Source organism: Microbacterium sp. 13-71-7, from assembly GCF_002257455.1.
GTDB lineage: Bacteria > Actinomycetota > Actinomycetes > Actinomycetales > Microbacteriaceae > Microbacterium.
This window is the reverse complement of record NZ_NCKN01000232.1, coordinates 1-6,171: the sequence shown is the minus strand read 5'-3', so window position 1 is coordinate 6,171 and position 6,171 is coordinate 1. Positions and strand designations below refer to the sequence as shown.

Genomic DNA, 6,171 nt, shown 5'->3' with positions numbered 1-6,171 from the left:
CACGCGTGCCGCCGGCACGGCGATCACGTCGGCGTGCTCCATCGCTTCGAGCCCGTAGGCGGGGATGACCTGTGCCCCGACCTCGGTGGTCACCGGTCGCCCGGCCTCGATGCCGCACACGCGGAAGTCGAAGGCGGGGACGTCCGAATAGACGCTGCGATCCAGTCCGAACACCTCGCTGAGGAGTCCGAACTCGAAGACCGCGAGCCCGTCGATCACGGGAAGGGTGACGCTGTGCAGCATGCTGCGATCATACTGGCCGAATCTTTATGACGAAAGTCTTTCCGCCATCTGGTGGCAGGATCCTTGCGCTCGTAGCTTTGAAGTCATGACCGAGACCGCCACGACCCCCGCCTCTTTCCGGATCCCCCTGGCCCGCACGGACGCCTCCCCGCGATCCGCTGCTGACGCCGCGCCGTCGCCGCGCCGACGCGCGCGTCTCGCGATGCCGACGTGGCTGCCGCGCCGCATCCTGCAGCGCGGCGGCGTGCCCACCCGCGAGGACGCGCGCGCACTGCACGACCTGCGCGCCGCGCTGGACCGCAGCGACTGGTGACCTGCGGCCCGACGCGAGCGTCGGGGCCGCACGTCAGTCCTCCGTGGGCAGCGCGACCTTGAGCTTCGCCCAGGATCGGCCCTGCGTGTCCTTCAGGATGTCGTACTCCACGTCGACGTGCGGCTCGATCGCGCTGTATTTGTCGTTGGGCGCGCCGATCACGAGCTGGAACCCGAGGCCGCGCCAGGCGCCGATCGCCCGCTTGGTGAAGTGCGCGTCGGCCTTGATGAGGGCTTCGTCCATGAACACGGGGGCGTACCGCGGACGCTCCGCTCCGGCGTCGCCGAGCTGGTAACGGAGCGCCGCACCGACGATGAACGCGATGAGCTCCTGCGACTCGCCGCCCGACTTCTCGCCGATGTGGTCGTAGAGCGCGACGTGCTGCTTGGTGTCGGCCGTGACCCGCTCGGCGCTCACCCGCACGTGGTTGCGCACGTCGATCAGGTCGGCGAAGTCGGGAGCGGAGCGTCGCAGATGCCCGATGAGGCGCGACATCCGGCGGTAGGCCTGCTCGCGCTCCTGATCGCTGGAGGCGGCCTCGATGAGCCCCCGCACCTCGCGCAGGTCACGGCGGAAGCGCTTGCGCGCCTCGGACTGGCTCTCGCGCGTCGTGATCTGCAGACGGTGGTGGTCGTCGTAGAACGGCAGGTCCTGCATGATCCGATTGATCGGCTCGATCCGCTCCCGGATGTCCCTGAGCGCGCGGCCCAGCGTGGAGTCGAGGTTCGTGAGGTCGTTCCCCGAGAGGTGGACGAGGCTGTCCCGCCACTCGCTCTCGAGCCGGTGCAGCCCGCTCGTCTCGAGCGCCGTGAGAATGCTCTCGAAGTCGTCGACGTACAGATCCGGATCGGCGATCAGGTTCGGGTTCTCCCAGCGCTCCAGGAATCCGCTCATCAGGCGGCGCATGCTCTCGCGCTGCTCGTGATGAGCCTCGAAGGCGCTCGCGCGGTCCTCGGTCAGCCGCGTCCCGGCGGTCTGCAGCGCGCCGTCGAAGCGCTCCAGCAGCACGGATGGCGCCGCCTTGGCCGAGGTCGGCGAGGCGAAGCGGGCGTCGAGGTACTGCGCCTGCTCCGCGCCCACGGTCCGGTCGGATCCGGCCGCCTCGTCGATCAGCGCCTGGCCGGCGTCCACGTCGTCGGTGATCTCGCCCCAGCGCCGCTCGACCTGCTGGCGCTCGGCGGTGGCGGCGCCGATCTCCTCGCGGAGTCGTCCCGCCAGTGCCTTGGCCTTCTCGATCTGCGCCGCGATCCCGGCGATGTCCGGATTCTTCTCCGCCACCTCCGACTCGACGCCGCGCCAGCGCTCCTGCACGGCGACGAGGGCGTCGACGTCGATCTGGTCCCACACGACGTCCACGATCCGCGCGAAGGCCGCGCGCTCGGCGTCGAACCGGTCCAGCGCCGTCTCGGCCGCCGTCACGGCTTCCTCCGCGCGATCGAGGGCGGGTCGCAGCTCCTCGACCGCGGCCTCCAGTTCGCGCAGGCGGGCGCGGTTGGAGAAGCCGAGCACGTTGCCCCTGCCGTGGCCGCCGTGCGCGCCCTGGTCCCCGCGGGAGACCTGGCCGGTGATCGTGAGCGCCTGCTCGTGCGCGGCGAGCTCCGCGGCGGAGTTCACGCAGACGAAGCCGAACCGCTCGCCCAGACGCACCTGCAGCCAGCCCGTGAAGGGCGTGTCCGCGTATTCGAGACGTCCCGGCAGGCGGTTCTCCGCTCCCCCGCCGTTCGCGGGGAGACCGGTGTGCACGCCCTGGTACGTGAGGCGACGCGGAGTACGCACGCCGTCGATCGCGGTGCGGAACCGATCGAGATCGGCGACGTCGAGAAGCACGGTCGTGGCGAAGCCGCCGAGGGCGAGGTTGAACGCCTCGCGCCACGGCTCGTACTCGGTGCGGACCTCGATGAGCTCGCCCACGAAGGGCAGCTGGTGCGGCTCGAGTCCCGCCGCCTCGGCGAGCAGCTCGCGGGAACGGTACAGATCGCCCGGGATGTTGCCCGAGAACGCCGTGGCCTCCTCGACCGCGCGTTCGCGCAGCGCGAGTTCGGCCTTCAGGCCGTCCCTGGTGCGACGCGCGTCGGCCCACGCCTCGCGCGCGCTGCCCTTGGCGTCCGCGTCGCCGAGCACCGATCGGGCGCGCCCGACGAGCTTGTCGAACTCCGCCCGACTGCGCACCTCCGCACCGAGTGCGCGCAGGTCGTCGTCGAACCTCGCGCGAAGCACCCGCGCCTCCTCGAGGCGCCGCTCGACGCCGCGGAGCTCCCGCTGCGCCGTCTCCAGCCGGTCGCCGCCGCGCTCGCGCAGCAGATCCCGCAGACCGTCGTGCTCGACTTCCGCGGCCTCGGCCTGCACGCGCTTCTCCCGCACGAGGACATCGAGCTCGCGGGTGCGGTCGCGGAGCTCGCCCTCGACCTCGCGGAGCAGATCCATGCGCCGCTCGGCACGCCACAGGGAGGCGACGGATGCCGGATCCTCGAACACGCCGACCGCGTCGATGAGCGTCATCCGCCCGGCCGCGGCCTCGATGCGCTGACGCAGATCGCGGATCGGCTCGAGAGCGGCGACCTGCTGGCGTGCGACGAGCATCCGCTGCTTCGTGCTCTCCAGTTCGTCGAAGTGCACGACCACGGCGTCCGCGGTGCGCATCGTCTCGGGCTCCTCGAGCACCAGGCGCTTGTACAGGTCGTCGACCGTGGTGATCTGCTGTCCCGCCTGGATGCGGGCGAGCAGGCTCATCGCATTCGAGCCGGATCCGGCGGCCCCGATGCCCAGCACCGAGTGCAGCCGCGCCGAGAACTCGCGGTCCGTGCCCACGGGCTCCAGCCCGGCGGCGCGCACGGAGGCGTCGGTGAGGCGCTGCGCGGCGGCGCGCTCGAGCGTCGCGAGGTCGAACGCCGTGTTCGCCGTCGCGCGCACGCGCACCGTGTCCTCGAGCACGCGGGCGCCGGCCGGGATGTACCACGCGCGCACCGCCGTGAAGCGCGAATCGTCGTGGTCGCGCCAGGTCATCGCGATCGCGGTCCAGGTGTCCTCCCCGTCGCCGCGGAGCACCTGGACCTTCGTGCCCTCCTCGGTGCGCGTCTCGTCGAGCTTGCCGCGGCCGTAGGAGAGCACGTTGCGCTGCTCGTCGCCACGGGGGCGACCGGTGACCCCGCCGTTCGACGCGCCGTTGAACGGCGTCGTGTGCGGCATCATGAGCGCGATGTACGCGTCCATGAGCGTCGACTTGCCGGATCCGGATCCGCCGCAGAGCAGCGTCGCGGCGGGAGAGAACCGCACGCGGTGCGGTCCGCCGTCGTAGCCGCCCCAGTTCACGAGCTGCAGATCCTCGGCGACCCACTGCTGGCCGCGGGAGGCTTCGGGGATGAGTCCGAAGAGCGTGTCGACCATCGTCATGACAGGGCCTCCTCCAGGGCTTCCTCGGCGTCGTCGAACGCGACGCCGCCCGTGCCGGCACGTCGTTCCGCGGCCGTCTCGCGCAGCCAGTCGCGCAGCTCGGTGAGCTTCTCCGCGCTCAGCACGACCTCGACGAGAGGACCGATCCGGTAGCGACCGGTGGTCTCCTCGCTGATGATCCCGTCGTTCGAGAGCTTGCGCATCGCGTCGCGCACGGCCTTCTGGCGTCGCGAGATGTCGCCGTCGGCGTCGGTGAAGTAGCTGAGCACGGTCTGCTCGACGTCCTCGATGTCGATGCGCGGCGCGGCCTCGCCCGCGACGTTCTCGCGTTCGTAGACGGTGCGCAGGTGCACGAGCACGAGCGTCTCGGAGCGGGTGTACGGCGTATCGCGCAGGAGGATCGGGATGTCGAGCTCGTCGATGCGGATCTGCTGCTTGTAGGCGAGGCCGTGCTCGTGATCGACGATCAGCCGGATGTACAGGTCGTTGAGGCGCGACTCGATCACCGTCTGGTAGTCGAGGAGGGTGCGCCATTCGGTGCGGTTGCGGTCGGCGAGCAGGAACCGCCGGTGCAGGATCAGCGCGAGCGTGCGCCGCACCTCGGGGTCGAGCACCCCGCGGTCGCCGGGGAACAGCTCGGCGAGGTCGTCCTCCATCGCGACGGGCTCGATGAACCCGGAGGTCTCGGTGGGATCTGAGGTCTCGGTGGGACCGGAGGTCATCGTTCCTCTTCCTTCCTCGCATGCGCGGTCACGGATCCGAAGGCGAATCGGCGCGCGGTGCCGTCGGGACGCACGGCCTCGACGATCGAGACCCCGTCCGCCTCGGCGAGGCCGTTGCGATGGGCGATCTCGAGCAGGCCGAGCAGGTCGACCGGGCGACGGGTGCCCTGCTCCGCGATCGCCTGGAACGCCTCGCCGAGGTCGAACGTGTCGCCGAGTCCGGAGACGTGCGCCTCGAGCTCGGCGTAGTGCGGGCCGCCCCAGGCGCGCGTGTCGGCGTCGACGAACTCGACGTCCTGCCCCTGCGTGACGAGCGCCGCCGGAGCCCCGGGCGGGCGGATGTCGCCGAGCGACTGGCGCAGGTGGCCGATGCTCGCGACCGGCAGGCGGCGGAGCGGATCCACCGGAGTCTCGGGCGTCCGCGTCTGCGTCCACGCCTGCATCCCCGCGATGACGTCGCGCAGCAGCTCGTCGACCTGGCGATCGCGCGCGGGGTCGTGCGTGCGCACCTGACCCGCGATGACATGCGAGGCGCGGCGCTGCGCCGTCAGCACCTCCTGCACGCCCAGTTCCATACGGCGCCCGATCATGTCGAGCTCCGTGCGCTGGGTGCCGTCCAGCAGCTGGGCGAACGGGCGCGAGAGCAGTCCGTGCAGCTGATCCGTGAGTTCGTCGATCCGCTCCGGGTCGCCGATCAGGCGCAGCGCGCCCGCGAACGCCTGCCCCTCACGGGTGGACTGCATGACCTGCTGGCCGCGGAGCAGGTATTCGCGCAGCACCTCCCCGGTCGGGCGCTCGTCGCGACGGAGGTCGCGGATCACGTCGCGCTGCATCGCCTTGATCGACTCCGCGACGCGCGTGAAGTCCGCCGGCAGCCCTCGCGAGAGGTGCAGCACGTTCTCCGCCTCTTCGAGCAGCTCGTCATCCGGCACGGGGTCCGCCGCACCGCTCTCGAGCGCCGAGATCTGGGCGTCGAGCGCCGCGCGCTCGGCGCGCAGGCGCCTCAGACGCCGGGCCGGGTCGTCGTCCGCGTTCCCCGCGAGGCGCTCCACGGCCTCGAGCAGGGTGCGCACCCGGGAGTTGGAGACGCGGGCGCCGCCGCCGGTGAGGTCGGCGATCTCGAGCGCGCGGACGGCGTGAGCGGTCAGGCGGTAGACCTCGCTCTCGCCCTCGATCTGCTGCCCGAGCCAGCCGACCTTGATCCAGTACCGGCACACCTCACGGCCGGAGGTGGCGGGCAGTCGGCGGTCATCGCCTCCGTAGCCCGCCGCACGGAGCTGATCGAGCATCTCGCCGACCTCGACGTGCGCATCGGCGACGGCCACCGTCGGCCGGTCGGCGGAGAACATCTGGCTCAGCGCGGCGACGACGAAGGGCGCGTACCGGCCGTGCAGCAGATCGAGCGTCGGCGTCTTGAACGCCGCAAGAGCGCGCAGATAGGCGCCCTCTGCCCTGCTTCCGGTCACGATCGCTCCCTACAGCTGTGGAACGCGCCGTTCCCAA

General features: G+C 71.4%; 4 protein-coding genes and 1 pseudogene. 1 reads left to right on the top strand and 4 read right to left on the bottom strand.

The window, feature by feature from the left end; all coding sequences use genetic code 11:
* A pseudogene (locus tag B7X32_RS17395) lies at positions 1–243 on the bottom strand (AraC family transcriptional regulator); the annotation flags it as partial.
* An 85-nt stretch (positions 244–328) separates the two neighbouring features.
* Here B7X32_RS17395 and B7X32_RS17390 point away from each other — a divergent pair.
* Positions 329–556, top strand: a complete 228-nt coding sequence (locus B7X32_RS17390) for a hypothetical protein (protein ID WP_292722474.1) — start codon at positions 329–331, stop codon at positions 554–556.
* Between the two features lie 33 nt (positions 557–589).
* Here B7X32_RS17390 and B7X32_RS17385 read toward each other — a convergent pair whose 3' ends face one another.
* The 3 genes from B7X32_RS17385 to B7X32_RS17375 are packed head-to-tail and all read right to left on the bottom strand — an operon-like array spanning position 590 to position 6,134.
* Positions 590–3,946: an SbcC/MukB-like Walker B domain-containing protein gene (locus B7X32_RS17385; protein WP_292722471.1), complete on the bottom strand. Its 3,357-nt coding sequence runs from the start codon at positions 3,944–3,946 to the stop codon at positions 590–592.
* Positions 3,943–4,668: a DUF4194 domain-containing protein gene (locus tag B7X32_RS17380; protein ID WP_292722468.1), complete on the bottom strand. Its 726-nt coding sequence runs from the start codon at positions 4,666–4,668 to the stop codon at positions 3,943–3,945. Before B7X32_RS17380 ends, B7X32_RS17385 begins: the two co-directional genes overlap by 4 nt.
* The gene (locus tag B7X32_RS17375; RefSeq protein WP_292722465.1) at positions 4,665–6,134 is read right to left on the bottom strand and encodes a DUF3375 domain-containing protein; all 1,470 of its coding nucleotides are present in this window, start codon (positions 6,132–6,134) and stop codon (positions 4,665–4,667) included. Before B7X32_RS17375 ends, B7X32_RS17380 begins: the two co-directional genes overlap by 4 nt.
* Between the last annotated feature and the right edge of the window lie 37 nt (positions 6,135–6,171).